Origin of the sequence: Epilithonimonas lactis, assembly GCF_900110605.1 — a bacterium.
In the GTDB taxonomy this organism is placed as follows: domain Bacteria; phylum Bacteroidota; class Bacteroidia; order Flavobacteriales; family Weeksellaceae; genus Epilithonimonas; species Epilithonimonas lactis.
On sequence record NZ_FOFI01000004.1, the window covers coordinates 65868 to 91901 of the forward strand.

Genomic DNA, 26034 nt, shown 5'->3' on the forward strand with positions numbered 1-26034 from the left:
TGTAATAGTTATGCGTCTCTATTTATTTTGAAAGGTAAAAATCGTTTGCCTACTTCTTTGATAAAAAAAAGTTTAGCTATATATTGAAGACAATAAATCCTTATTTAATATTCCATGTCGAATGATTTCCATAATTTAATTTTGACAATCATAAAACAATATCGCTATGAAGTTGAGAATTTTTCTACTGGCATTTTTATTTGTAGTCCTGAATTCCTGTAAGTCTCCTAAGACCGCTGAATTTAGGGAAAGCATTATCCAAAAGGAACGCGTAGCATTTCGCATCATTCTTGGAAAAGATGGAACTGGAAACAAAAAAATGAACTTTTTGGCAAAAGGTGATTTCAAAGGTGCCTCGGCGGCTATTGATCAGCAGGCCACTGAATTTGACAAGCTTATCGACAGTATTGAATTGCTTTCTACTGATGGCATTCCAGAAGGGGAAACACTTCAAATTTCAGCAATAGATTATTATCGAGCTTTGAAAGACCTTCACTTCTTTGAACGAAAGGAAATAGAGCAGCAGGAAATCATCGGTCAATCAAACGATATAGATCTGAAGTTGGCTCAAGATCAACTTATTGAATTAGCGAAACAGAAAAAATCTCTGTACGAGAAAGTCTACGAGAAAGAGCATCTTTTAAGTCTTGCCTTAGACCAATTCGACAAAGCAAATGGATTGTAACTCATCACAAAAACGTCTCATCAAAACATTAGACAAAAAAATGGGATGATGTAATGTTTTACTGTGGATATTCTTTTTCTAACTTCTTGTCCAGAATAAAAGGAACGAAGGGAAGGACCGAGGCAATTAGATAAAGCGCAATACGAAAAATGCTCCAGCGATATTTGATCCACGCCAATATCAGAAAGACAAAAAATACGAGGAATAAGATGCCGTGGATCCAACCAAAATATTTCACAGCCTCCGGAATGTCGAAAAAGTATTTCATTGGCATGGCGATGAAGAGCAGGATCAGATAAGAAACACCTTCTATCAAAGCTGTTTTTCTGTAAAGGTTGATCATTTTGTTGATTTAGAAATTCTGTAATTTTATAATCTGAGAACAATAATAATTGATCTTGGTGGATTAGGCAACAGATTGGCAATTTACAGTACTGTAAATATTTTGAAACCTTCATTACATCATACTGAAAACCCCTATGCAGATCATTCATAAGGGTTTTTAGATTAATGTAAGTTGATAAGATTTAATAGAACTAAGCTTCAATAAAATCCAAAAGATCTTTGTTGATTGTCGCTGCTTCCGTAGTCGGCATTCCGTGAGGGAAACCTGGATATGTTTTTATGGTTCCGTTTTTCAACAATTTAATTGATTTCAACGCCGCATTTTGATAAGGCACAATCTGGTCATCTTCACCGTGAAGTACCAAAACCGGAATATCAACATTTTTCAAATCTTCTGTAAAATCAGTCTCAGAAAACGCTCTGATCCCGTCATAATGTGCCACGATTCCACCCATAATTCCCTGTCTCCACCAGTTTCTTTGTACGCCTTCTTTCACATCTGCACCTTCTCTGTTGTAGCCGTAGAAAGGTATTGTCAAATCTATATAAAACTGTTGTCTGTTGTTCAAAGTCTGCTCTCTGATACCATCAAAAACCGACATTGGAACTCCATCAGGATTTTCATCACTTGCTACCATAATTGGCGGAACTGCGCTGATTAAACCCGCTTTTTTCGCTCTTCCGTTAGCATATTTATTTACATAACGGATCACTTCGCCACCGCCTGTGGAATGACCGATGTGGACAACATCTTTTAGGTCTAGAAATTCTACCAATTCCGCTGCGTCAGAAGCGTATTGTTCAATGGTGTGATTGTAGATATCTTGGCTGGAACGACCATGACCTCTTCTGTCGTGTGTCACGACTCTGTAACCTCTTTGCAGGAAGAAAATTACCTGTGAATCCCAATCGTCTGATGATAAAGGCCATCCGTGGTGAAACATCAAAGTTGGTCCTTCGCCTTGATCTTTGTAGAAGATCTCTGTTCCGTCTTTTAATTTTAGTGTGCTCATAATTTAATTTTTTAGTGTGATTAATTTGTTGTAATATTTTGTTGTCTTAATTCTTTAACAAATGTAGTTGAGTTAGATTCTTTCTACCTTGACCTAAGATAATATCGTAAATAAAGATTTTTAATATTAATGCTCCATATCTTTACCATTTTTATTGGTCTTATTGGTTTTAATTTTCTTTTAAATTTTATTGTCACTTTAGATTTCAGGTTCGAAAACTTTATCTTTACTGCGTAATACACCTCAATGCAGATATCCTCCTTTAAAATTGCAGCTTCCATTGCGGCGATTTGTTTTAGCACCGTTGTTTTTGCCCAACAGAATTTTTCGGTCAGCGGTACCATCAAAGATCAGAGAAACGGCGAATTGCTCATCGGTGTGGCTGTGAAAGTGGCAGAAGATCCATCCATTTCCATTAATGCCAACGAGTACGGATTTTACTCGCTTTCGCTTCCGAAAGGTTCTTATACATTGATGATCTCCAATCCAGGTTTCAGAGATTTCCAACAGATCATTAATGTTGAAGAAGATATCAAGGTCAATATTCAGTTGAGTCAGGAAGAAAAGGAGACGACCACCAATATCGATGAGGTCGTGATCTCAGCGGTGAAGAAAGATAAGAATCTCTCATCTGCACAAATGGGAACAGAAACGTTGAGCATTAAACAAATTGAAAAACTTCCTGTTCTGTTTGGCGAAAAAGATGTGATGAAAACGATCCAGCTTTTGCCAGGCATTAAAAGCAATGGTGAAGGAAGTAGTGGTTTCAGCGTAAGAGGTGGCGCTACGGATCAGAATTTGATCCTTCTGGACGAGGCGCCGGTTTACAATGCTTCTCACTTGCTTGGTTTTTTTAGCACGTTCAATAGTGATGCGCTCAAAGATGCGAGCATTATCAAAGGAAATAGTCCAGCGCAATACGGAGGTCGATTGTCTTCTGTTTTGGATGTCAAAATGAAAGATGGGAATAACAAAGACTACAACGTGGCTGGCGGAATAGGCTTGATCAGCAGTCGATTGAGCGTTGAAGGTCCGATCCAAAAAGAGCGGTCGTCTTTCATCGTTTCTGGCAGGAGAACTTATGCCGATATTTTTCTGAAGACCACCGATGATTTCAGAGACAGCAAACTTTATTTTTATGATCTGAATTTAAAGGCCAATTATCAGATCAATGACAACAACCGGTTGTACTTATCAGGTTATTTTGGTAGAGATGTTCTGGGTCTAGGTGATACGTTTGCGACCGATTGGGGAAACACAACAGCGACACTTCGCTGGAACAGCATCATCAATAGCAAGTTGTTTTCCAATACATCTTTCATTTATAGCAATTATAACTACAATGTCAGTCTCACCAGTAATGACAATACTTTCGGACTCGATTCTCAAATTGAGGACTGGAACCTGAAACAGGATTTCACTTGGTTTGCAGGCAACAAACATTCTGTGCGATTTGGTTTGCAATCGATCTATCACACGATCTCGCCAAGCAGTGCATCTGGAACCAGCATCAGCAGTTTTCCACGAAACCCGAGATACTCTTGGGAAAATGCATTGTACATCAATGTTGATTTCAAAGCAACAGAAAAGTTGACAATCAACTATGGTTTGCGACTTTCAATGTTCAGTGTTTTGGGTGGCGATACCTACAACACTTACGAAAACGGAATGATCATCGGCTCAGAATTTTTAGAAAAAGGAAAATTCGGGAAGACGTATGTCAATCTCGAACCGAGGATCACCGCCAATTATAGGATCAATGAAGTGAGCAGCGTGAAAGGTGGCTACTCTAGAAATACACAGAATCTACATTTGCTCAGCACCAGCGGAAGTGGTAATCCCACAGACCAATGGATTGGCAGCAGCTACACTGTGAAGCCTGAGATATCTGACCAGATCAGCGCAGGCTACAGCAGGAATTTTAACAACAATAATTACGAACTGAATGCAGAGATCTACTACAAATCAATGCAGAATCAAATCGATTATAAAAATGGAGCGCAAATTACCTTTGACACTGCTGCCGATGTAGAAAGTGAACTTCTGTTCGGAAAGGGTAGAGCGTACGGACTAGAACTGATTGCCAAAAAGAAAAGCGGAAAACTGACAGGCTGGATCTCTTACACCTTATCAAAAGCAGAAAGAAAAATAAACGGCATCAATGACAACGATTGGTACAATGCCCGAGTGGACAAAACCCACGACCTTTCCGTGGTTGCTACCTACGAGCTGAATCCAAAATGGTCTTTCTCGGGACTGTTCCTCTACAGCACAGGAAATGCGGTCACTTTCCCAACTGGAAAATATGAACTGAATGGACAGACCATTTTCCAATACAGCAACCGAAATGCTGACAGAATGCCCGCTTACCACAGAATGGACGTGAGCGCGACCTACGAGCCAACTTCCAAAAAACGCTTCAAAGGTTCCTGGTCATTTGGGATCTATAATATTTATGGAAGGGAAAATGCCTATATCATCAATTTTGAAGATAATCCGGATCGACCAGGAACAACGCGAGCCATGCAGACCTCACTTTTCCGTTGGGTTCCCAACATCACTTATAATTTCAAATTCTAATTATGAAAAACATATTATTGATCCTATTAACCTTTTTTCTGATCGTTTCTTGTGAAAAGGAAATCGATCTAGATCTGGAAGATCAAAGCGGAAAGATCGTTATCGAAGGAAATATCACAGATCAAGCCGGTCCATATTACGTGAGGATCACAAAGTCGGTGGCTTTTACCCAGGCCAATCAATATCCACCAATAGAGGACGCGCAAGTAACTTTGAGCGATGATCTGGGTCAAACAGAAGTGTTGGAATATATAGGAAATGGATTTTATCAAACTTACACATTCCAGGGACAATCGGGACGAACCTATACTTTGAAGATACTGGCGGAAGGAAAAGAATACATTTCAGAAAGTACAATGCCGGAAACTGTTACTTTTGAAGGTTTAGCACAAGATTCTTTTCTGGTTGCCGGAGAGTTGAGCTACACGCTTTTGCCAATTTTCACAGATCCTCAGACTTTGGGAAACCGATATCTTTTCAGCTATTACGTCAATGACCATTCTACCAAGAACTTCGCAGAATTTTCTGATAATGTCAATAATGGATTGCCCAACCAACGCCCATTATTACTTCCGAATGATGATGAAGATGATAATATAAAAGTGAAAGTAGGAGATACGATCACAGTAGAGATGCAATGTATCGATGATAAGGTCTATACTTTCTATTCAGCATTACTTCAGCTGTCTGGTGGTGGATCGGGCGGCGGCGTGACACCTACAAATCCACCAAGCAATATCAGCAATGGCGCGCTAGGCTACTTTTCTGCGCACACGGTGCAGGTCAAAACTGCCGTTATCGAATAAATCTTATTATGATGGAATAATGAATCGCGGATTTCATTAATGAAAATCACTAAGTATTTTGTAGAATGTTCTGGATCTGTATCGACACGGCATCCATGTCAAAAGGCTTTGCAATAAATCCATTTGCGCCAGCATTGTCTGCGATCTCATTTCCGTCCACACTTGCCGAAAGAATGATCACGGGAAGATCCTCAAGTTCTTTTGTGCTTCTGATGGTTCTCAGCAATTGGTCACCTGACAAGACTGGCATCCAAAGGTCCATCAACAAAAGGTCGGGTTTGTTTTCGTTAATGCCTTTCATAAGATTGGTACTGTTGCTTTCGGTAAAAACCGTGTAGCCTTCTATATCGAGCATCATTTCCAATACTTCCAGTATTCCTGCATCATCATCGCAGATCATTATTTTTTTATTTTCCATTTTTAGCTTTGCATAATCGGTAATGTGAAATTGAATGTTGAACCTGCGCCGATCTCACTTTCTACCCAAAGTGTTCCGTTGTGATTGGCAATGATCTCATGACAAATGTAAAGGCCTATTCCCATCCCAGGGAATTTTTTCTGAATATCTCTCGCTCGGAAGAATCTCTCGAAGATCTTGGTCTGGTCTTGCTGGCTGATTCCCATCCCGTAATCAGTTATTGATACTTTGACGAAATTTCCGACCCTATTGCAGTAGACATCGACCTTGTCAGTTCCGGGAGAATATTTGATGGCATTCGAAACGAGATTGGTAATGACTTGAGATATCTGCAGCTCATCGCCAAGGATGATTGCCTTTGTATCGCTGTTGATACTGATCTTGTATTCTGGTGTCGCTAATGCAAGATTTTCTACCGTATCATGCACCAATTTATCAATATCAAAGGGATCTTTATGGATCTCAATATTGCCAGATTGTATTTTTGAAGTGTCCAAAAGTTCGGATATCAGATTGTTGAGGCGATCTACATAAATAGAAACTTTTCCGAGAGTTGATACAAATTTCTCTGAGGAATCCTTCGGAACCATTCTCTCCAGAAGTTGGATAAATCCTTTGATGGTCGTCAACGGTGTTTTCAGCTCATGGCTTGCGATGGATAGAAAGTCGTCTTTGCGGCGGTCTACCTCTTTTTTGTCTGTAATGTCCTCGATCGCAATGAGGATGCGGTCTTTATATTGTCCTTCAAACTCGACACGATAGGCATTCACCAACATGATCTTTTTGCCGATGTAAGGGAAATCGTGTTCCACTTCAAAATCAATGACAGGATTATTGGTCGGTAATATTTTGGTCAAAAGGACTTTCAAAGCTTCGATATCCCATTGGTGATTTCCCAATTCAAAAAGTATTTTTCCAATGGTATCTTCAGTGGTTACTTTGAAGGAATTTAGAAAGTGTGTGTTGGCACTCAAGACTTTGTAGTCAGCATCTAAAACCAATAGGCTTTCTCTCACTGTTTGAATAATACTTGAGAGAAATGCCTCATTGTCATGAAGTTCCTTGGTGCGTTCAACGATTTTCTTTTCCACAGAAGCTTTCTCCTCGCGCATTTCGTTCTCGTGTCTTTTGCGGTCTGTGATATCATTCTGAACACCAATGAAATGCGTCACTGTTCCGTCGATATCTTTTACAGGGGAAATGGTCAATTCATTCCAGAATAAAGAGCCATTCTTTTTATAGTTTCTGATTTCCAGTACACATTCTTCACCATTCTTTACAGCATCTTTGATGATCTGCCTTGCTGGCTGAGAACGGTCTTGAGATTGCAAAAAACGACAGTTGTGTCCAATGATCTCGTTGTGAGAATAGCCAGTAATGTTTTCAAATGCTGTATTACAGTAGATGATCGGATTGTCCGGCTGTTGATTGTCTGTGATGATAATACCAGATCTTGCTGAATTAAGCGCTTGTAGATAAATATTATTGCTTAAATTATTATTTATCGTTTGGCTGTTAATATTTGGTTCCAATATTCTCTTTTTTAATGTGATATTATTTTGTGAAAGGTAGATTTTTCACATTTGTTTGGTTGAATAGGATCAACCAAAATTATGCCCTTAAAGCGTATTATTAAATTTATAATATCATTAAATCTGTTAAACTTAATTTTACTACTTAATTTGGAATGGTAAACCAGAATCTGCTTCCTTCGCCTAGCTCGCTATCTACACCAATCTCGCCACCATGTTTTTTGATGATCTCAGCTGAGATGTACAATCCCAAACCTAAACCAGAATAACCTTTTCCTTTATGACTAGCTCTGTAATAGCGGTCGAAAATGTAGGGTTGCGTTGCAGCATCGATGCCTTCTCCATAATCTTTTACTGTTATTTTTACGCAGTCTTTCAATTGTTCTACGATCAGATCTATGGTCTTGGAATGTGGCGCATATTTGACTGCATTATTCACGAAATTAACGACCACTTGGTCAATCCTATGCTCATCTGCATACATCTTTGCATTGAGGTCACCTTTGATGACGAGGTCATGTTTGCCATCGATTCGGACGTGGTCGCAGCAACTTGTAAGCATTTCAGAAACAGTGAACCATTCCTTAGAAAGGTCGAGGTGTCCGCCGGTCACACGATGGATATTCAGTAGGTCATCTACCAGTTTATTAAGTTTTTCCAGGCTGTTGGCCGATTGGTCTATCAATCTTGGGATCATCTCGTGCGTTGGTTGGTCACGCAATCGCTGAAGTAGTTGTAGTGTTGCTTTGAGGCTGGTAATAGGTGTTTTCAGCTCGTGGCTGGCGATGCCAAGAAAATCATCTTTCTGGGTCTCGTAATTTTTACGTTTGGTAATATCCACGGTGACGCCGATCATATTGGTAGCAGTGCCTTCGTCATTAAAACTCGGTTGGCCAGAGGCACTTATCCAATGCAAGGACTCATCTGGCCATCTCACAAGATACTCTGCAGTGAAGGATGAGCGATTTTCTATGGACTGATTTATTTTTTCTTTCAAATCATCCCTGTATTCTGGAAGGATGATCGTCATTAATTCATCAAAACCAAATGGATGCTCATTGGTAAGCCCATAATTCGCTTTGCATTGGGACGAGCTGGTGATCTCGCCGGTCACAAGGTCAAGATTGTAAGTACCCAACTCACCTGCGCGAAGTGCAATCTGAAGTTGCTGATTGAGGTCTTCCAACGCCAATCTTTTGTTGATACGCTCTGTCACCTCATTGGCAATTACAATGATGGCAACTGTTTCTTCGTTTTCATTTTTCAGCGGTTCGTAGATGAAGTCGTAATAGTGGTCATCTAGAATGCCATCAGATTCCAACTTTACGAGAGCTGTGTCTCCCAGATAGGTTTTCCCTGAGATGTAAACCTGCTCCAGCAAAGAAAAATACGGTTGCTCTTTCAATTCAGGCAATGCTTGCGTAATAGGTTTTCCGATCACGTCCTTGGATTTTCCCCAAATATTGAGGATCATGTCATTCGCGACCTCTATGACCAATTCTTTGCCAGACAAAATCCCAAAAGCTACAGGTGCTTTGCTGATAAAGGACTGAAGTCGCAATTCGCTGTTTTGAAGGTCTTTATTTAATGTATTTGTAAGGTCGTAGGAAATGTTCAGTTCTTCATTGGCCAAATTAAGCTGTTCATTCGTCGCTTCCATTTCCACATTGAACTCTGCCAGATTTTGAACAGCAGCTTCTAAGTCTTGTCGCGTTTTGGTCAATTGGGTATTGGAATTTTTCAATTCATCGATGGTATCCAGCGCGGATCTTCTCAATTCTATCTGGTCCATTGCCACTTTAGCAAGACCTTCAAGGATCGATCTGTCGGCTTTGGTGAATTCTCGTGGTTTTTGGTCGATAATGCATAAAGTGCCGATCAGGAATCCATCATGGGTGACCAATGGAGCTCCGGCGTAAAATCGCAGTCCGAAATCACCGATGACATTGGGATTGGCCATCAGGCAAGGTTCCTTCAAAGCGTCCTCGAAAACGGTGACTTCCTTGTCTAGAACGGCGAGAGCGCAAAGACTTTTCCCACGATTGGCTTCTTTCGCTTTTCCCATTCCAATGTTGGCTTTGAAGAAAACAGATTCCGCATCAACCAACGACAATAGTGAAATCGGAACATTGAAGATCTGTGTTGCCAGTCTGGCGATACCGTCGAAACACTCTTCTGATGGTGTATCTGTAATCCTGTAACGATGCAGTGCATCAAGGCGTTTCGCATCATTTTCAGGCACAATGTTCTTGCCAAAGGTATTCTCAATCATAGCACCGCAAATAGTGAGTAAAGATAAATCAATATTTATTCTGAAACAAATATGAAGGAAATCGAACAATGCACAGAAGATATTAATTGCTAATATTTTCGTCTAAATTTTTTTTAAAGCTGCCGATTTGTGAACGGCTGATTTTCCAGTTTTCTCACTCATGACCTCATATTGGGGATTTTCTTCAGAGGCTCTTCGTTGCCGATCCATGAAAACAAAATCTTTCATATGGATCTTTGTAATGATGCCTTGGGTTTCGCCATAGCGAAATTTCCATTTGACCATATCTCCTTTTTTCAACATAATTTTTATTATTAATATTAAACGACGTACAAAAGTTTGAAGTGGATCTTCTTAGAATAGTATCTATCCAAACTTCTTTTTCCAATCGATTTTTAGCTGGGAGTAGGTCTCATTTTCTTCTGCCAGTTTCCATTTTTTATAAAAGATATCTGCAGCTTTTGCTTTCTCAGGATTACCAGTGCCACGTTGTAATAATTCATGATTATTTTCTGCATCGTACTTTTTACCACCTTTGTAATTATAATACCTTCTGGCTCTCGTAAAACCCATCTGAAGATATTTTCTCGCCATGTCTGCGCCCACAAATTCGTCCTTTGCGAGATAGTCTTCAAATAGAGAATAAATCTTCTCCGAACTTTCTTTCGCAATTTCTGCATTTTTGAAACGCCAGTATTTTCCAATTTCTCCTTTGTAAGGTTTACAGATCAAAACGCCCTGTTCGCCCTTTCCAACCTTGTACATTTCAGGATGCGCACGATAATCAATATCGGGTTTCCAGAAATAATCTTCAGACCTGAAATTAAGATAACTCGGTTTTTGATCGCTCATAAGTTTGGCTTAACAAACCAAGTGCCTTAAATTTTTTCAGCCTTTTTAATTTTGAAAAAAACTCAATGTCGAAATCTATTTCATTTTAATTTTTTAAAATTCTGAAATGTTTCGATGACATTTTTTGGCTCTTCACCTTCGAAGATTTTTGATTGATAAACGGTCTCGAAAGTTTTGGCAATGCCAGAGCCTATCACACTGGGAAGTGATTCATTTTCCAGCATCTGGCTGAGGCCTTTCATCTCGTCGATTCTTCGGAAAAGATGTTGTGGATAGGTCGGTGTGGTCTTCATTAGATCCTGATAGGTTCCCGGAAGGAAGTCCTGAAGACTGTCATTCAGCTCATCCAGAATGCCGAAATGACAAGCAGCGGTCATCGTTTCAAAAAATAGCGCATTCATTCCTTTGTTGACCATCGAGAAAAGTAGCTTGTATGCCGATGCAGCCTCTGTCTTTTCTCCAGCATCTTTTATTTTGAAAATATGACCAAAAAGATCACTGAATCGCTTTCTATGGATTCCACTTAACACGAAAACGGCCGTCTCTGGAATATCTTTTGAAGCACCCATTACTGCGCCATTGATGAAAGTGATATCAATCGAAGCAAAAAGTTTTTCTATTGCCAAAGCCACATCTGGCGTGTTGGAATTGAGGTCAACGTACAAGGTTTTTTTATTAGAATTCTGAAGACAAAAAGAAATCTTTTCTGCCATTTCCAAACTTGCCTCTGGACTGGTGAGCGAAAGGATGATATCTGCCTTGTCAACCGTATTCTCCAAAGAACCTGTGTTTTTAATGCCTGTATTCCTAATATTATCAAGCGTTTTTTGAGATCTGCCGTCTCCAGCAGTGATCACTTTGAATTCGTTTTTGATCAAGGACTTTGATATCTGCGTGCCCATGTCTCCTGGCGATAGAAGCGCTATTGTTGGTTGAGTCTGCATAGTAGATTTTTGTCTTGATTAATGTTAATAAGCATCGTATTAAACATTAGAATAATAACTGAATAAATTAGAGATAAATAGCCGTGATCACGCCACTGGCAATCGTATTTGAATTGATAAGTAGCTCGAAATCCAATCCGATGTATATTTTTTCTAAGGTTTCATCGGCCTCTAACAAAAAAACATCGGCGTTTATCGTATCTCCAGGAAAAACGAGTTCAAATTCTAAGAATGTCTGGTTGGCTATCAGTTCTTTGTTATCATATGGAAATCTGATGATGGCTCTGAAACACGAAGACACGGGTGTGATGATGCCTCCATCTTCTGTTGCAAAATAGGTGATCGTAGCTTTGAAATGCGGCCTTTTTTCCATTCTGTAATTTTTAATCTGAACAATTATCAAACCTTGAACCACTCTTATGCTCGAAGTAATTATTAAGATAAAGAAAATTGAAAGATAATATTCAAGTGGTATTAACACATTTTGTCATAATGATCAATCTATTGGCCTTCAAGATAGTCAACTGCAAATTGTGTCCAATCCTTTACACTTTCATCGAGGTAGATATCCGGCTGTACGCCTATATTATCAATAGGATAATCTGGTAGTCGAAAAGAATTGTATGTTGGCATAAGCAATTTGTAATTATCACAACCATATTCGAAAAACATGGCATTCGCATAATCAAGAACGCCTGAGGACGGGATTCCAATGATTTTTGTTTTCTTGCTTTGCTTTGCCAAAAGGAGGAAATTCTCTGCGGCGCTGGCTGTATGGTCATTCGCTAAAACAACGATTTGGGAAGGACTCTTGACAGATGGAACCATTGATTCTATGCGTACCTTCTTTTCATCGTAATTCACATATTTTCCCGGATTGGCTTTCAGTTGTCTGATCCTGTTTTCAAGGTCTTCTATTTGGGCTTTGTTCTTTTCAGCATCTTTTTTCAGACCTTGCAAATATTTTTCAGTCGTACTAATTAAAGTAGGAGAGGCAAGATATTCTACGCCGACACTTCTGCTGGGACCTGTCACGATGTAAGGTAATATCTTTTGATAACCATTGTCAGTTCCTCCACCATTGTCCCTTACATCAATGATCAAAAAATCAGAACTTTCTAAAAGTGCTTTATTCTTTTCAATCATTTTTTCGATGTTCTCAACAAACATGTAGCTGAAATACTGCATTTTTACAATCGTGGTTCTTGGCGTCAATCGTTTGATGAAAAAACCATTCATTTCATTGATCTTATCTTCAATTTCGGATTGTGTTAAGCTTGCCGCAGGTGTTTGTCTGGTGAAAGCCGACCTGATCGTATCAAAGTACAAGAGTCCACCATCATGGATCGTGTATTTTCCTTTTTGTAAAGAACGATCCTGCATATAATATTCATAAGTTCCATCTGTGAACAATCTAAACTTAACCTCTTTGGTCTTCCAGAAATTTGAATCTGCATTGATGATAAAGCCTACATATTCTCTTTCATTCAGTTTTTCGATGCCAATCTCGTAATTTTCATCTTTCCAAATTCCCTCTATTTCGTTGGTGATTTTACTAGCGCGATTTTTAAATTTCTTGAGATTGATGTTTGCTTGTTTTGGGGTCGGATTCTTAAGCGTTTTTGTATTGATGCTTTGCTGGGATCCATTTTCGTTCGGAAGCACCCAAATGTGTCTATCCTTGAAAAAGTCTGTGTAGCTTTTCAATATAGCTAGACATTCTGACGGATTTTTATTTTCAATGGCAGATTTCGTCGTATTCTCTTTAAAGCTGTTATATAGCAATTTATCTTTGGTTTTGACAGCGAAGCCTGGATACTCACTTTCGATTTTGAGTATAATATTTTGAAGTGCGTCATTACAATTGCAGTTGGTTTGCGCATTGATGAAACCGAAGAATGATGAAAGGACAAAGAGTAAAAATATCTGGATTTTCATTTAATATAATTTTCCCACAAAGAAAACCATTTCCGAATTTCAAAAATTGTAAAAATCATTCACTTTTGATCATTGTTATAGATCCACGTCAGATCTTTTTGATTGACGGAGATCTTACCTACCAACTGTTTTGGTGAAAATCCGGCAAGCGTTTTAAAGTCATTGATAAAATGAGCCTGGTCATAATATTGATTTTGATAGGCCAAATTGGTCAGTGATCTTTGAGGTTTAATGATATCATTCAAAACATTTCTGAATCGCAATGTCTTGAGATAGGACTTCGGATTTTGTCCCAGATTATTTTTGAATAATCGGAATAGGGTAGCCTCACTTATTTTAAGGTTTTTGGAAAGTGAATCAATGCTAAAAATATTTTTTTGATTGATGAGCATCATCGCTTCCTTTAGCTTTTCCGGAATGTCGTTCTGCAAATTTTCCAGAAGTAAACACTCTAATTTCTCAGCCCTCTTTGAAAATTCATCGGTCTCAAATATTCTTTCCAAAACCTGTTGATCGGAAGAAAATAATTCCTCAAAAACGAATTCCGAGGTCATCAGATTTTCATATGATTCGTTGGTGAAAGCCCTCAAAGCCGAAGGTTGAAAAATAATGCAGATCTGATCCAATACGGAATCAATATCAACATAGAAAGGCATTTTGTGAAAGCCATAAATTCGACTTTTGAAACTACTTCCAGCTGTGATCTTACAAAGATTGTTTTTGTTGTCGTACGAAATATCATTTGCCTTATAAATTGCAAGGCATAAATTGCTGTTCGGGAAAGTGGTATAATTTAAAGAGTATCTGTCATCTTTTTTGAAGAACAAGAAGTACTGAACATATCGTTTTAGAATTTCATTTTTTGGAATGATGATTACTGATTGCATAATTTCTCAATGCTTTTTATTTGCGATACTCTATTATCACTTTTGTAAAGATATTAAATTATGAAGATATTGTCTGAATTTACTAGCCAAAAAGCAAAACTTTAATTTTTATCCGAAATGATAGCATTGATATTTTTGATATCTTTTTTAATATCTATAAAGAGGTTTTGGATGTTGTGTTGCGAGAATTCTTCCGGCTCGTACTCCTGAGTGGAAATGCTACAGGCAAATTCCCAGATCTCCTTGATCTCCGCTAACGGGATCTTGTAAGGTTCATAAAAACTGTTGTCAGATTTGACACAGATCCCATTAGCCTCATGGAACTGAAATCGTTTGTAAGTGACTCCATCATTGGTGGTGATGAAGATGTAGGTTTTGTCCGTCTTCAATTCGGAAAGGTCTTCAATATATTTTCCAACAATGTAGGTTCCATCTTTGTACGGCGGCATAGAATCTCCTTGGGCCGGGAACGCCCGAAATTTCCCATTGCGAAGAAAAGGCAAAGAAATCGTCTGCAAACTTTCGATGTATTCTGGATCTGCATAGCCATTCAGGTAGCCCATGGAAGCTTTCTGAGGAATGATCTCTATCTGATTGTTGCCAAGATTGTCCACACTGATAGGAATCAAAGTTCGATTGTTAGGAAGATTGAGCATTTCTTCCGTTGGATATTTCCTGATGTCTACCGATACGAGAAGGTCGATGCTGAGCCCAAAATATCTCGAAAGTCTTAGCAATATCTCGATCGGTGGTTCGGAAGTGCCATCCTCATATTTTGCATATCGGCCTCTTGTGATTAGCAAGGCATCGGCAATTTTTTGCTGCGAAATTTCTTGTTTTACTCTTAGATCTCTGATGTTATCTGATAATTTTGACATTGGTATAAATTGTATCAACAAATATAAATAAATTTGATACAAAAAATACTAACTTTACTAAATATTAATTATCTAAATTTTTGCTTTCTCCAAGTCTATATCAGAATGATTAAAATTAATGGAAAAATAATCAGATTAAATTAACATTACAATAATTTTTAAGATAGATTGGTTATGAAATAAATATATTAACTTTAAGTCAGTGAATAATGCTTGAAAGAAAACTTTTCAATTTTTAAACGCAATGGAAAACCTTTCGATAGAAATAAAGGGTGAAAAGATCCACATCGGTCTTGTGCTGGCTGGTGCAGTAACGGCTGGCGCTTACACTGCTGGCGTGCTGGATTATCTCTTCAGCACCTTGCTTTTGTGGGAAGAAAAACATAAGGAAGATCCTGTGAATGTACCGAAACCCAATGTGGTGATTGATATTTTTACCGGTGCTTCTGCGGGAAGTATTGCTGCAGCCGTATCGCTCATTGGTCTTGCAAAAGGTGCTTTGAAGGAAGTTACAGATCCATATTCGGCAGAGGCAAGAGATAATATTCTTTTTGATACTTGGGTCAATTTCGGATTGAATGACAGCGAGGATATCTCCCAATATCTACTTTCTGCTGGCGACCTGGAAAATGGCAAGCTGGAGTCTCTTTTGAATGTCCAATTTATGGATCAGCTGATTGATAAGATTGTGTTAAAATCACAGTCGATAGAGATCAATGTGCTGCCAGATTTCATCAATCCGAATCTTGATGTCCTATTGACTTTAAGCAATCTCAAGGGAATTCCGATAGATCTCTATTATGATTCGGACAACAATAAGGTGGCCCATACGATGTCTTACCACAAAGGATTTGCCTACTTCCAAAACAATAAACAAGACAGTGATACCTCAAAATTAAACCTTGACCTGAACGACGAGGATTCCATCAGATTCTTTCTAAAATGTGCCAGGGCGAGCGGTGCGTTCCCTTTGGGATTAAAAAGCGTTTCTTTTGAGAAGATACCCAAAGATTACATTATCGGAAACCTCAAAAGGATATTTGGCAATGAATTCAAATTTGTTCCCAGGATTGACGATTTCTACAACTTTACCGCGGTAGATGGCGGCCTTACGAACAATGAACCGATCGCAGAAGCACTCAGGGTCATCGGAAAGGAATTCAATAAGAATTATAAAATGATCATGGTCGATCCGTTTCCAAGCTATATTTTACCCAAAGGTTTGGAAAAGAAGGAGGCGGATGATGACCTTTTCAAAACCATTCCAAAACTTGTGTCCACTTTGCGCCAACAGGCTTCTTTCAAGGAAAATGACATCACCGATATGTTTGATGACAGTACCGACAAGAATATGATCTGGCCAACGCGTTACAACGAGAAAAAGGAACTTCTTCCCAACACCATCGCTTGCGGCGCGTTGTCAGGATTTGCGGGATTTATCAACAAAGATTTCCGCGTGCACGACTACATGCTTGGCCGCAAGAATTGTCAGAGTTTCCTGCGCTATTATTTTCATTTGGAAGCGGAACTGCATCCATCAATATCAGAATGGTCGGAGCCTTTGAAAGAAAAATATGCTTTCAGTGATAATAAGACCAACAAAACAATGATTCCCATTATCCCGGATTTTAGGATTGAATCAAAACAAATCATGGACCGCAATACGCGTTTTTATCCTTACATCAATGAGTCAAATACCAAAGGTCTCACATTTCCATCCATTGATTATCAAAAGGATCTCGTGCCGCTGGAAAAAATCCTTAATAAAAGGCTCAAGTCAATTGTGGATATCACTTATGACCATCTGCGAAAAAAAGAAGATAATGCGACGATTCCTATCATCAAAAAGCGAAACGAACTTGTTTTCATCAAGGACTTTAAAGTGAGAGTCTGGAAATTCCTTGGTTACACGTTTATGAGGTCGGTGGGAAATCGTTTTATCGCCACGACGCTCAGCAACAAAATTATCAACATCATTATCGAAGAACTTTTTAAATATAAACTTTTAAAATAGAACATGGAAACAAAGTATGGCTTTACAATGATGACACGCGAAGAATTTGGTAATTATATATCCAAATTGAAGATCGCTCGTACAATTCTATCAATACAGCAACACCATACGTACATTCCATCTTATATTCATTTCAAAGGAAATAACCACTTCGAATTGCAGAAAGGCATGAAAAATACCCACGTCAATCTGAATGGATGGGTGGACATTGGGCAACATATTTCCATCTTTCCCGATGGCTCGATCGTGACAGGTCGAAATTTTGAAACTTCACCAGCCTGTATCTACGGGAACAATGCCAATGCTTTCTGTATCGAAAATATTGGAAATTTTGATTCAGGAGCAGATGTGATGACCGTTGAACAAAAGGATTCGATCATAGAAGTGACCGCGCATCTTTGTAGAAAATTCAGTTTGGTTGCGGATACTAATAGGATCGTTTACCACCATTGGTTCAACTTGGCAACAGGTGTAAGAAATAATGGTTCCGGCAATAATAAGTCTTGTCCGGGAACTCATTTTTTTGGTGGTAATAAAGTCGAAGATTGTGAAATATATTTCATTCCACTTATATCTTCACGTTTAAAAGATCTATCTGTAACAATTGGCAATGAAAAGATGATCAAATATGTGAGTGTGACATCTAATATTCTTAATGTCAGGTCAGGTCCAGCTTCATCCAATGAAATTGTGAAAGAGCGCGGTACAGTTGTATTTGGTGCTGTTTTGAGAGTCTATGAAGAGAAAGATAAATGGTACAAAATATCATCGTCTTCGCAACATTGGGTTTCGGCTGCCAATACCAAAGACGTGAAGAAATCGGTAGTGAATTCGAACACTTTGAACGTCCGATCAGGACCAGGAACCAATTTTGAGAAGATCAGTTCCCTGACCAAAGGAACCGAGGTTTTCATCTATCAGCAGGAAGATGGATGGTCGCAAATTGCAAATGATGAAAAATGGGTGAAAGATTCCTATCTGTCCTTTTCCTGATATCGACCGACAAATATTATAATCAACTAATTGCAAAAGAAAAACCTATGAAAAATTTTTCAGAATTAAACGCTTTGGAAGCTGTAACACTTTACCAGTCAATGAATCTGGATGAGGTAGCAAATGATATTATAAAGAACAACGAGAATTCCAACCTCGATTCTGTACAATGGCCCTGGAACCGCGAGCCCAAAGCTTGGGAACATTCTTCGTACGCCTTTGGTTTTGTTCCCGAAAATGATTCCTCTGACCAAAACCTGTCGATATATGAAGCACGCAGCATCAGTGCTGACGAATCCCTGAAAAACAGTCAGGTCACAATTAGTTTGGATTATTTGAGAGCCTACGATTATCCAGGCAAGGGAAAACATCGGGTGCTTTTCAAATTCAGTGCAAAAAATTATGTCAACGAAAGTTCAGAACAGGCTTTTAGCTTCAATCAGACTTTTGCGATAGAAGAAGGACAGCGCGCTCCGATTTCGGGATATCCAATTTTCGTAGGACTTACGACGGGAAATCAGCTGTTGCAATTTGATGTCGAGATGGTGAATGTTTCGAATGATAATGATGACAAACTGCTGGAAGCGCTGGAGAATGGCGTGGTGAAAAATGGGATCACACTGATCAATTCCATCAATCCAATTCTTCCCGTCTTGACCGAATATGCCACAGGAATTACAAAATTGATCGCAAGTCGCAATAGGAATAGAGAGATCACGGCTCCTAAGATGGGACTTTACTTCGGGAAAACGCCATCACATCTGAAAATTGCGAAAGGACTTTACATCGCTCTTCAAATATCCGATCCTGGCAATTTTGATTGGAGTCAGTGGAAATATGATCGAAACTTCGGAACCATTCGTTCAAAAGATGGCGTCCATTCTGATCTTCCATATAATTATTTTGCCTTCAGCATCAGTGAGATGAATAAGTAATAGGATCAGATAATTCGAAGAGAAGATTTGTAATCTTTTTATATATAATTAACTTATAATTTGTTCAATTTGTTGACCAGATAACTGATCATTTGTGCGACACTTTCTGCTGGCAGAACAAAGTCACTTTCGACCCAATTTTTGATCACGGCAATGCTTCCTTTTTCACCAAATTCATAGGCCATTTCTACAAATGGTTTTGTTTCTGGTGTCAACTCGATCTGGTCTTCCACCGGGAAATGATTTCGAACGCTTGTCAGGATGCGAGACAGGATGCCACTTCCGTCACCTTTTGTGAAAACGATTTTGCTCATCTCTTTGTCATTTTCCAATAATTTGCAGCTGAGCAGTATCACTTCATCCATTTTGTAGCTTTGTCGTAAAACAGCGCTTAATTTCTCAAAGACTTCCTCCTCCAGCTCCAGCAAGATATCCATTGGAATGTTGTAATGCCGATAGAATGAATTTCGATTCACATCGGCTGTTTTGCAAAGTTCTGTGATGGAGATCTGACTTAATTCTTTGTCCTTCAACAGATCAAATAGAGCCTCTCGCAACAGTTTTTTGGTGTATTGCACCCTTCGGTCTTTTCTTAATTCCATCTTAATTTTTTTTAGTTACGCTACAAAATCAACCACTTTCGATGCGTATCGAACAGATCTTGTCGGTTTGATTCATTAATTCAATTCACTGTGAATAGCTTTACGATGTGATTTGAATGAAGCATTATGTTAGATAACGAACAATGTGTTCTACAAATGTAAAGATTATTCTAATGCTTCTAAACGTAATAAACCAATCAATTAAAATATTTAAAATGGAAAAGACGATAGTTAAAACTAAAAAAAGAATCCTTCTCACAGGTGCATCCGGAACAGTGGGTTTCGAAACTTTGAAGCATCTGATGAAAGATCCCACTTATGAAATTACAGTTTTCGATGTCAAGACTTCAAAGTCTGTTAAAAAATTAGCGCCTTTGCGTGAGCGCGTTGAAATTGTTTATGGTGATGTCAGCATTGCTACGGATCTGGAAAAGGTAAGTCAAAACAAGGATGTAGCGATTCATTTGGCAGCAATCATTCCGCCACTTGCAGACATAAATCCCGAATTGGCCTATCGCGTGAATGTTCAAGGAACGGAAAATTTTATTCACGCCTTGGAGAAAAATTCACCCAAATGTCATTTGCTGTTCAGCTCCAGTATTTCTGTGTATGGTGACCGTGTCAAAAATCCTAAGATTTCTGTCCATGATGCTTTGAAACCAAGTCCTGGTGACCAATATGGTGAGACCAAGATCTTGTGTGAAAAAGCTATTCAGGACTCAAAATTGTCTTGGACGATATTCCGATTGGCCGCAATCATGGGAAATCACAAGATCTCTAAACTGATGTTCCACATGCCACTTGATACGCCGATGGAAATCTGTACACCACAAGATACGGGACGTGCCTTTGCCAATGCAATCGCTTTTGAAGGTCAACTTCGAAATCGCATTTTCAATCTTGGTGGAGGTGAAGCGTGTGTTATCTCTTACCGTTCTTTTTTGATGAGGATGTTTGATGCATTTGGACTTGGCGACGCGGATTTTCCAGAAAAAGCGTTTGCAGAGAAGAATTTTCATTGCGGTATCATGTCAGACGGTGATGAGTTGGAATCGATCATCCATTTTCGCCGGCAAAATTTAGAAGATCATTTCGAGCTGGTCAAAAAAGCGGTTCATCCTTTGCAGAAGAAGATGACCATCCTTTTCCGTACTCCAATCAAACGTTGGTTGCTTGCACAGTCCGAACCTTACAAGGCTTACAGAACTGGAAATGTAGACGAAATAGAATATTTCTTTAATAAAATCGAAAAGAAAAAACTTGAACCAACTTATCATTAACCAAAAAAAATAGAATTTATGTTACAAAAAATAATCGTGGTGATGCTTATAATCACAGTCAATACCACGTTTTTCGCACAACACCATTTTACGGTGGAGGTTTCTGATCTCGTGCCAGACAAAGGCTCATTGTATCTCGGTCTTTACAATAAGAAAGTCGGTTTCTTGAAGGAAAATGCAGCTTTCGCCAATGGTAAAATCAAAGTCACGGGAAATAAAGTGAGCTATACTTTCAAAAATATTCCTGTTGGAGAATATGCTGTTGCCGTGTATCAGGATGTCAACAACAATGGAAAATGCGACCGGAATCTAGTCGGCTATCCAACCGAGGGATTTGGTTTTTCTAAAAATTTCAGACCCAAACTTTCTGCTCCAACATTCGATGAGGTGAAAATTACAGTCAGACAATCCACCAAAACCAGTATTGCTTTGTAGTTGGATCTCAATTTAAAATCAAACAACGCCACTGGATCATAGTGGCGTTGTTTCTATTGTAAAAATTTAAATATTCAATTTATTTAAGATCAATCGTGGTCGTTATCTGCAACAAAAAAATCATCAGCATTCTCCGCAATCGGAATGTAAAGTCGTTCCCAAGCCTTGCTTCTCACCATATCCCAACTGTGGCCTTTTCCCTTCAAATCTTCTGCTAATAGGACAGTTCCTGGTTTGATGATGAAGGTGGAACCATCTGTCACCTTGAATCTGATATTTCCCTTCAATGTGATTACATATTGCCTTCTCGGAGCAGGATGCGCATTCTTTTCCCAATCTTCCGTCTTGTTGCTCATCCAGAAAGTAGTGGTGTTCAGATGTTTCAAAGTAGGAATTCTCCCTTTCTCGAAAGTACAAGAACCATCGGGATTGTTGATGAGCCTCACCGCAGGAATATATTCTTTCGATTCTTCCTTATTGACCTTGATGCTGAGGTTTTTGTTTTCTTTGTCCTGTGCTTTCATTACGAATGAGCTTAATGCCAATGCGAGGCATATTCCTTTGATGAATTTTTTCATTTTAAATATAATTCTTTATTAATTGTAAACAGTATCATAAACCAACATTTTTTCAAAAAACGGTTTGTATTTTTGAACTAAAGCCAGATGTTCAGGAAGTTTACCGTAAGCTTCCAGTTCTTCCAAAGTCTCAAATTGCATTGCACAATTGTAACTGTAGGTGCTGTCTAGAACTGTTCTTGGGCTGGAGCCTGCCGGTTTTCCGTATTGAAGATTTTTTTGATAAGGAAGTTTTTTCAGACCTTCGAAGAAGTTTTCGAAGTCTTTTACTTCTGCAGTAGAAAGGTCTTTTCTGAGCCAAAAGAACAAATTGTGAGCGTACACTTTTTTTGGTTTTATGGGATTGATATTTGGTAAAACTGATGCGAACATCGTTCCTGATAAAAGCAGCAGGGCAGAAGCCTGTACAGACCGGAACAAGAATTTTCTTCTTTCCATTTTATTTATTTTTTTAATTAAAATCAATTCGGTATTTGAGGACAAACTGCCATTGTCTGTCAGAAACAACACCTTTGTTTAAGGCATCTCCTGCGAAAATTGGCCGGTTCTGTGCATCGAAGGTCAATCGGGAAGACATTCCGTTCATTAGTAATGAGATTCCTGCGTCATACACGATTGCGTTGTCCTGAAGGCCTTTCAAGTTTGATAATTGCATCCCAACCGCTGGCTGAAGTTGCAGGTTCTTTTTATCTTTATTAAAGTAGGGAAGTGTGCCGCCAACTTGTACGTAATAGGTATTTCCAGTTCCAATTACAGGCATTGCATTTCCGGCACCATTGAGACTCGCTTGTGTAGCATTCACGGAAGTTGCGGGATTATTGGTTCCAACGTAACGAACATAGTTTGGTCCATAATCATTGTACATCGCCATTCCATAAGCACTTATCGAGGTTCCTTTGTCTTTGTTTATTGGCGCATCATAGAACAAATCGACCGCGTAATTCTGCATATCATCACTCTGAACATTGTTATCAAAGTCCTTGTGCCAAGTTGCATTATGAATGTAATCGAAACCAGCTCCCAAACTCAGGACATTCTTTTTGCCTCCATAAGTTCCGGAATTGAAAGGTGTTGTGATGTTTTCTTTATCCAAAAAAGCATATCGGAAATAACCTGAGAAATCTTTTCCTGGCGAGTTTTTACTGAAGGTCGCAACATTCACTTTTGGTTCCGCGGTCGCCATTGTGTAAGGATCGGCGACCACCAATCGGTAATCGAATCTTCCTAATTGACCTTTCGCATAAACACTTAATTCTCTCACGGTGTAATCTGTTGCGCCAGCGTTTGAAGTGGCGTAAGCAGGCAAATCGTACAGCAAAGTATTCAAAGGTCCAGTCGTAAATCTTGATAATCCTCTCCAAGTGGAACGTCCGGCGCCGACCGCAATTTTATCATTAAAAGCATATTCCGCATAAGCATCCAGAAGGTCTATGTAATTGCTGGCTTTCGCATTCATATTTACGTTGGTGGTTCCGGCCTGTAAAACGAACATTAGTTTTTCTGTTGGTTTGTAGGTCATTTTCACTCTCACTCTTCTAAGAGACAGATCGGAAACGTCAGATTTTGCCTGGTCGTTGATGAGACTTCCTGGATTCAGTTGCGTGTATCTCGCCCATAATTCCGCATAGCCACTGAAGGAAACATAGCGCGTATGTTCGTCGTTCAGATAATGGGTGAGTCCTGGATTATTAAAGTCATTTTTTTTCTGAGCCTCCATTTTAGCTGACATTCCCAATATGGTAAGTAGGGCCAGCCCGGCTTTAAAAGATTTTTTGTTCATAATATGGATTGTCCTCTTTTGTTGATTTCAACGGGGGCAAAATTACTTTCGGAAATCTCGGATCGTCGTTAGAAAACCATTAGAAAATTTTTAGAAATTCATTAAGAATAAAAATATGAGATACCTTTGCAGAGAATTTAAAGGACGATGATAATGAGCTAAATAATATTAGAGATTTTGAAGTTTGTCCTATAACGATTTTGTTATGAAAGTTTTAATTATTGAAGATAACGCCCGTGTTTCCGCACTTTTGAAAAGAGGTTTGGAAAGTCAGGGTTATCAGATTTATATTTCGGAAGATGCAGAAGATGCTTTGGTAATGGTCGATAAAATAGTGTTCGAGCTTGTGATCACAGATATTATGCTTCCCAAAATGAACGGAATCGAATTGAGTAAATTGATCAAGAAAAAAAATCCGGAACTTCCCATCATTATGCTGACCGCACTCGGAACGATCGATGAAAAGATTGAAGGTTTTGATGCCGGCGCAGATGATTACATGGTGAAGCCATTCGAGATCAGAGAACTCTACGCCAGGATCAAAGCGATCTTGTTGAGAAAATCTAATTCATCACAGAAAAGTGAACTCTCGGATCACATCGAATATCAAGATCTAAAAGTTGATAAAAATACCAACCGCGTTTTCCGAGATGAGAAAGAGATCAATCTCACGCCAAAGGAGTTTAAGCTTTTGGTTTTTCTAATGAGCAACGCCGAAAGGATCCTCACCCGCGACGAGATCGCAGAGAATGTCTGGGGAAATCACTTCGATACTGGAACCAACTATATCGATGTTTACATCGCATATCTCAGAAAGAAGATCGATAAGGATTTTGATGCAAAATTGATTCACACAAAACCTGGCGTTGGTTTTATTTTTACTGATCAGATATGAGAATCGCTACCAGAACTGCGCTCAGCTATGCATTGCTGACTGCCGGGATCCTTTTTGTTTTTGCTTACGTCTTGTATTTTGTTTCCGAGAAGAATAGGGAAGACGAGTTCAATGACCGATTGGGCTACAAGATCATTTGGCGCTCAGAATTTATCTTCGATGCAAAGATCAACAATTCCAAGATTAAAGAACTCCACGAGCGCAACAAAAAAATGCTGAACGAAGCGGACATCAGTGTTTACAACAGCAAAAAAGAACTGCTTTTTACAGACATCAAACCTTCTTCCAAAAATCAACATTATTTGGATCAGTTGATCAGGTCTAATAAAAATCAGATCACCTGGCACAGAAGAGAACGCCAATATATGGCTTTCAAATACAGGTCTGATGAAAAGGACTTTTACATCATCGGCAGCGCAGTCGACGTTACCGGAATTGCTCATATTAAGGAATTTAAAAAGGATATTATCGTTATCTATTTCATTTCGATCCTCATCATTTTTATTATTGGTTTTCTGTTTTCATATTACACTTTGAAGCCTTTAAAAGACATTATTCTCCAGATCCGCGATATCTCTGAGCATAATCTGAACAAAAGATTGATTGTTCCGAAAGCAAAAGATGAGATCTATGAATTGGCAGAAACTTTCAATTCGACCTTCAACCGTTTAGAAAAATCATTTAATAATCACAAACAGTTTGTCACAACCATTTCCCATGAATTCCGAACGCCACTTTCAACTTTAATTGCAGAACTTGAACTGGCCAAGGAACTGAATACCACGTTGGACGATTACAAACTTTCCATCGATAATGCTTTGCAGGACGCCAATCACGCGTCACAATTGTCATCGGCACTTTTAGATTTTGCACGCGCAAGTTATGACGTCTCGCAGATCAGTTTTACGGATGTAAGGTTGGATGAGATCTTGGCAGATGCGAAGGTGGCATTACTACAAAAGAACCATCAATACAGGGTTGGAATCAATTACATGGATGAACTTGCGGACAAGGACGAAAGCAATTATGATTTTCACGGAAATCCATATTTACTTCAAATCGCCTTTTTTAATCTGATGGAAAATGCTTGTAAATATTCTCCAGATCAGTTTTGTAATGTCGAGATCGAGGTTCAAAAAAATGCTTTGGAAATTCGTTTTATAGACCACGGAATAGGCATTTCAGAAGATGATCAATCGAATATCTTTGACCTGTTTTACCGAGGAAACAACAAAAATTACAATAAGGGAAATGGCATAGGACTGTCCATTGTCAAAAGAATAATCGAAATTCATAAAGGTATTTTACAGGTCAGATCTGAGTTGCACGTTGGAAGCATTTTCAAAATCCGGTTGCCGGTTAAGAATTAAAT

Annotated in this window: 26 protein-coding genes; 10 read left to right on the top strand and 16 right to left on the bottom strand. The window is 38.9% G+C overall.

Annotated elements, in window-relative coordinates; translation table 11 throughout:
- The first annotated feature begins 166 nt into the window (after window positions 1-166).
- The gene (locus BMW39_RS14145; RefSeq protein WP_034974389.1) at window positions 167-685 is read left to right on the top strand and encodes a hypothetical protein; all 519 of its coding nucleotides are present in this window, start codon (window positions 167-169) and stop codon (window positions 683-685) included.
- Window positions 686-743: 58 nt separating this feature from the next.
- Here BMW39_RS14145 and BMW39_RS14150 read toward each other — a convergent pair whose 3' ends face one another.
- Complete coding sequence (locus BMW39_RS14150) at window positions 744-1028, bottom strand: DUF3817 domain-containing protein (RefSeq protein WP_034974400.1); 285 nt, start codon at window positions 1026-1028, stop codon at window positions 744-746.
- A gap of 193 nt (window positions 1029-1221) precedes the next feature.
- Window positions 1222-2043: an alpha/beta fold hydrolase gene (locus BMW39_RS14155; RefSeq protein ID WP_034974402.1), complete on the bottom strand. Its 822-nt coding sequence runs from the start codon at window positions 2041-2043 to the stop codon at window positions 1222-1224.
- 246 nt (window positions 2044-2289) lie between these two features.
- On the opposite strand from BMW39_RS14155, the gene BMW39_RS14160 reads away from it, so the two are divergent.
- On the top strand, window positions 2290-4623 hold the full coding sequence (locus BMW39_RS14160) for a TonB-dependent receptor (protein ID WP_034974404.1): 2334 nt from the start codon (window positions 2290-2292) through the stop codon (window positions 4621-4623).
- Between the two features lie 2 nt (window positions 4624-4625).
- A complete protein-coding gene (locus BMW39_RS14165) occupies window positions 4626-5429 on the top strand; it encodes a DUF4249 domain-containing protein (protein WP_034974406.1) in 804 nt (267 codons plus the stop codon).
- A gap of 49 nt (window positions 5430-5478) precedes the next feature.
- Here the strand turns inward: BMW39_RS14165 and BMW39_RS14170 are convergent, their stop codons facing one another.
- From BMW39_RS14170 to BMW39_RS14215, 10 genes are all read right to left on the bottom strand, one after another.
- Complete coding sequence (locus BMW39_RS14170; RefSeq protein ID WP_034974408.1) at window positions 5479-5847, bottom strand: response regulator; 369 nt, start codon at window positions 5845-5847, stop codon at window positions 5479-5481.
- A 2-nt stretch (window positions 5848-5849) separates the two neighbouring features.
- Entirely contained in the window at window positions 5850-7379 is a 1530-nt protein-coding gene (locus BMW39_RS14175) for a PAS domain-containing sensor histidine kinase (RefSeq protein WP_221406032.1), read from the bottom strand.
- Window positions 7380-7524: 145 nt separating this feature from the next.
- On the bottom strand, window positions 7525-9651 hold the full coding sequence (locus BMW39_RS14180; RefSeq protein WP_074719355.1) for a GAF domain-containing sensor histidine kinase: 2127 nt from the start codon (window positions 9649-9651) through the stop codon (window positions 7525-7527).
- 102 nt (window positions 9652-9753) lie between these two features.
- Window positions 9754-9954 carry a hypervirulence associated TUDOR domain-containing protein gene (locus tag BMW39_RS14185; protein WP_034974412.1) on the bottom strand — a complete coding sequence of 67 codons (201 nt, stop codon included), beginning with the start codon at window positions 9952-9954 and terminating at the stop codon, window positions 9754-9756.
- Window positions 9955-10017: 63 nt separating this feature from the next.
- Window positions 10018-10503 (bottom strand): DUF4385 domain-containing protein, encoded by a 486-nt coding sequence (locus BMW39_RS14190; protein ID WP_034974418.1) that lies wholly within the window; start codon window positions 10501-10503, stop codon window positions 10018-10020.
- An 80-nt stretch (window positions 10504-10583) separates the two neighbouring features.
- Window positions 10584-11447: an NAD(P)-dependent oxidoreductase gene (locus BMW39_RS14195; RefSeq protein WP_034974419.1), complete on the bottom strand. Its 864-nt coding sequence runs from the start codon at window positions 11445-11447 to the stop codon at window positions 10584-10586.
- A 67-nt stretch (window positions 11448-11514) separates the two neighbouring features.
- Window positions 11515-11820 carry a hypothetical protein gene (locus BMW39_RS14200; protein ID WP_131474286.1) on the bottom strand — a complete coding sequence of 102 codons (306 nt, stop codon included), beginning with the start codon at window positions 11818-11820 and terminating at the stop codon, window positions 11515-11517.
- A gap of 128 nt (window positions 11821-11948) precedes the next feature.
- Window positions 11949-13385, bottom strand: coding sequence for a S41 family peptidase (locus BMW39_RS19095; RefSeq protein WP_051879871.1), 1437 nt, complete (start codon window positions 13383-13385; stop codon window positions 11949-11951).
- A 59-nt stretch (window positions 13386-13444) separates the two neighbouring features.
- Complete coding sequence (locus BMW39_RS14210) at window positions 13445-14272, bottom strand: helix-turn-helix transcriptional regulator (RefSeq protein ID WP_051879872.1); 828 nt, start codon at window positions 14270-14272, stop codon at window positions 13445-13447.
- 101 nt (window positions 14273-14373) lie between these two features.
- Entirely contained in the window at window positions 14374-15150 is a 777-nt protein-coding gene (locus BMW39_RS14215; protein WP_034974421.1) for an XRE family transcriptional regulator, read from the bottom strand.
- Window positions 15151-15394: 244 nt separating this feature from the next.
- Between BMW39_RS14215 and BMW39_RS14220 the strand changes: the two genes are divergently transcribed.
- Genes BMW39_RS14220 through BMW39_RS14230 form a run of 3 tightly spaced genes read left to right on the top strand, consistent with a single transcriptional unit; the run spans window position 15395 to window position 19092 of the window.
- Window positions 15395-17164, top strand: a complete 1770-nt coding sequence (locus tag BMW39_RS14220; RefSeq protein ID WP_034974423.1) for a patatin-like phospholipase family protein — start codon at window positions 15395-15397, stop codon at window positions 17162-17164.
- Window positions 17165-17167: 3 nt separating this feature from the next.
- The gene (locus BMW39_RS14225; protein WP_034974426.1) at window positions 17168-18157 is read left to right on the top strand and encodes an SH3 domain-containing protein; all 990 of its coding nucleotides are present in this window, start codon (window positions 17168-17170) and stop codon (window positions 18155-18157) included.
- 47 nt (window positions 18158-18204) lie between these two features.
- On the top strand, window positions 18205-19092 hold the full coding sequence (locus BMW39_RS14230) for a hypothetical protein (protein WP_131474288.1): 888 nt from the start codon (window positions 18205-18207) through the stop codon (window positions 19090-19092).
- A 53-nt stretch (window positions 19093-19145) separates the two neighbouring features.
- On the opposite strand, the gene BMW39_RS14235 is transcribed toward BMW39_RS14230, so the two are convergent.
- Entirely contained in the window at window positions 19146-19694 is a 549-nt protein-coding gene (locus tag BMW39_RS14235; RefSeq protein ID WP_034974430.1) for a TetR/AcrR family transcriptional regulator, read from the bottom strand.
- Window positions 19695-19909: 215 nt separating this feature from the next.
- Here BMW39_RS14235 and BMW39_RS14240 point away from each other — a divergent pair, with 215 nt between their 5' ends.
- Window positions 19910-20974: an NAD-dependent epimerase/dehydratase family protein gene (locus BMW39_RS14240; protein WP_034974432.1), complete on the top strand. Its 1065-nt coding sequence runs from the start codon at window positions 19910-19912 to the stop codon at window positions 20972-20974.
- An 18-nt stretch (window positions 20975-20992) separates the two neighbouring features.
- Entirely contained in the window at window positions 20993-21409 is a 417-nt protein-coding gene (locus tag BMW39_RS14245) for a DUF2141 domain-containing protein (RefSeq protein ID WP_034974435.1), read from the top strand.
- 89 nt (window positions 21410-21498) lie between these two features.
- On the opposite strand, the gene BMW39_RS14250 is transcribed toward BMW39_RS14245, so the two are convergent.
- The 3 genes from BMW39_RS14250 to BMW39_RS14260 are packed head-to-tail and all read right to left on the bottom strand — an operon-like array spanning window position 21499 to window position 23767.
- Window positions 21499-21987 (bottom strand): cupin domain-containing protein, encoded by a 489-nt coding sequence (locus BMW39_RS14250; RefSeq protein ID WP_034974437.1) that lies wholly within the window; start codon window positions 21985-21987, stop codon window positions 21499-21501.
- Between the two features lie 18 nt (window positions 21988-22005).
- Complete coding sequence (locus tag BMW39_RS14255; protein WP_074719356.1) at window positions 22006-22425, bottom strand: Dabb family protein; 420 nt, start codon at window positions 22423-22425, stop codon at window positions 22006-22008.
- Between the two features lie 13 nt (window positions 22426-22438).
- Window positions 22439-23767 carry a hypothetical protein gene (locus tag BMW39_RS14260; RefSeq protein ID WP_131474290.1) on the bottom strand — a complete coding sequence of 443 codons (1329 nt, stop codon included), beginning with the start codon at window positions 23765-23767 and terminating at the stop codon, window positions 22439-22441.
- 205 nt (window positions 23768-23972) lie between these two features.
- Here BMW39_RS14260 and BMW39_RS14265 point away from each other — a divergent pair, with 205 nt between their 5' ends.
- Window positions 23973-24662 (top strand): response regulator transcription factor, encoded by a 690-nt coding sequence (locus BMW39_RS14265; protein ID WP_034974441.1) that lies wholly within the window; start codon window positions 23973-23975, stop codon window positions 24660-24662.
- On the top strand, window positions 24659-26032 hold the full coding sequence (locus BMW39_RS14270) for a HAMP domain-containing sensor histidine kinase (protein ID WP_034974443.1): 1374 nt from the start codon (window positions 24659-24661) through the stop codon (window positions 26030-26032). Before BMW39_RS14265 ends, BMW39_RS14270 begins: the two co-directional genes overlap by 4 nt.
- Window positions 26033-26034: the final 2 nt, after the last annotated feature.